Origin of the sequence: Porphyromonas sp. CAG:1061 (genome assembly GCF_000435035.1) — a bacterium.
Taxonomy (GTDB): Bacteria; Bacteroidota; Bacteroidia; order Bacteroidales; family Porphyromonadaceae; genus Porphyromonas_A; species Porphyromonas_A somerae.
In genome coordinates this window covers 1-1,706 of the sequence record NZ_HF988892.1, presented here as the reverse complement: position 1 = coordinate 1,706, position 1,706 = coordinate 1, and the positions used below count along the sequence as shown (strand labels likewise).

The window sequence follows — 1,706 nt, the reverse complement described above, 5'->3', positions numbered from 1 at the left end:
GCCGCCCCACCGATAATCACCTCATTTACATTGCCCCCAAAGGTGTCAATCAGGGTTTTGCGTATCTTCTTATGCACCACCCCCTTCACGATGGGTAGCTTCAGAGCCAGTGAGAGCCATTTATCTTTCAGCTTCTTAGCGAGGACATTCTTATAGATCTTCTCTAGGATCAGCGGTACCGAAATCACCAGCTTTGGGCGAATATCCTGAAGAGCTTTCAAGAGAATACGTGGCGTAGGCTTCGAGCCAAGGATATAGACATGCGTACCCTGTGCCTGTGGCAAAAGGAAGTTGAAAGCACAGCTATAGGCGTGGGCATTGGGAAGAAAGCAGAGCAAGTCGTCGCCACGGAATTGAAGCTTGGCATCTTGCCCAAATTGCACATTGGCAATCAAGTTATTCGCCGTCGCCATTACCCCTTTGCTAAAGCCAGAAGTACCCGAGGTGTAGCTGATCAAGACCATTTCGTCATTGCCGATCTCAGGGTACTTCACATCCTCCCGTGTGAAGCCATCGGGATACTTGGCACTGAACAGCGATGCCACATCCGTACCCTTTGCCAGCTCCGTACGTGAAAGCTCAGCTATCGTCTGTAGATCCTTAATCCTAAAGGCCCCCCTTACCTCCGGAAGTGTCTCAAGGCTCAGTAACCGCTCATGCTCCTTACCCACAAAGAGTAGCTGGCTATCACTGTGCGCTATGATATGAAGGATGTCATCCTGATGAAACTCTGGCAAAATAGGAACCACCACCGCCCCATAGGTGACAACGCCCATCCACGTCATACACCACTCGGCACAGTCCTTACCTATAAGAGCCACTTTGTCGCCCCGTTTTATCTCGTTATGCTCCAAAATCAGATGCACACGTGCCACCCACTGGGCCACTTGTGCAAAACTATAGGTAACCCCCTCTTCATAATTGGAAAAAGCGGGAAGCACCCAATACTCTTTATACTTTTCCTCGTAGAGCTTAATAAAGTTCTGCTGTATCATAATTCTATAATCTATGGCGCATATATTCTAAATCTGTGCAAAGGTAGATATATCTTCAGAGATAAACAAGAGAAGCCAGAGTTGATCTCACCAATTATAGAGCTAGCTATTGGCAACGAATAGTGACGCTTCCCGTAATCAGGATCTCATATTACCCATATAGCATCGACACAAATACCTGATATACAATTAGGAGACGGTTGCACGAAGACGCCCCACTTTGTGCAACTGTCACTTTCGTAACTTTTTTATAGGTACCTTTGCTAAAGACAGCTATTCATTTAATAGACTAAGTATTATGGAAAAGAAATTGTACAGAAGCAGTAACGACCGAATGGTCGGAGGCGTATGTGGAGGCATTGCAGAGTATTTTAATATCGACTCTTCGCTAGTACGTCTCTTATGGGTGCTCTTCTCCCTAATGGGAGGATCAGGCCTACTCGCCTACATCATTTGCCTTATTGTTATTCCAAGTAAGTAAGGAGCTCGATTAAGGGGTAGAGAAGCCCCCCTAGGTAAAGTAATCCTGGGGGATTACCTTACAATCCCCTGGCCATTGACTCTACGAGCCGTGACTAGGGGTAGGGATTAGTCTGTCCTCTCCGGTTTTATTCAATCTCTTGTGAGTCGGATCATTTTATTCAGGACAAAAAAGGTATCTCTAAGCACCTCCTTAAACCTTCCACCTATGAGAGCAAAAGTTGAGTTGCA

2 protein-coding genes are annotated in these 1,706 nt (G+C 46.2%); one reads left to right on the top strand and one right to left on the bottom strand.

Annotation, left to right across the window (positions count from 1 at the left end; all coding sequences use genetic code 11):
- The coding region (locus QVO39_RS03020; RefSeq protein ID WP_288171705.1) for an AMP-binding protein at window positions 1-995 on the bottom strand (995 nt) is incomplete at its 3' end.
- A gap of 298 nt (window positions 996-1,293) precedes the next feature.
- Here QVO39_RS03020 and QVO39_RS03015 point away from each other — a divergent pair.
- Window positions 1,294-1,476 carry a PspC domain-containing protein gene (locus QVO39_RS03015; protein WP_021902970.1) on the top strand — a complete coding sequence of 61 codons (183 nt, stop codon included), beginning with the start codon at window positions 1,294-1,296 and terminating at the stop codon, window positions 1,474-1,476.
- The last annotated feature ends 230 nt before the right edge of the window (window positions 1,477-1,706 follow it).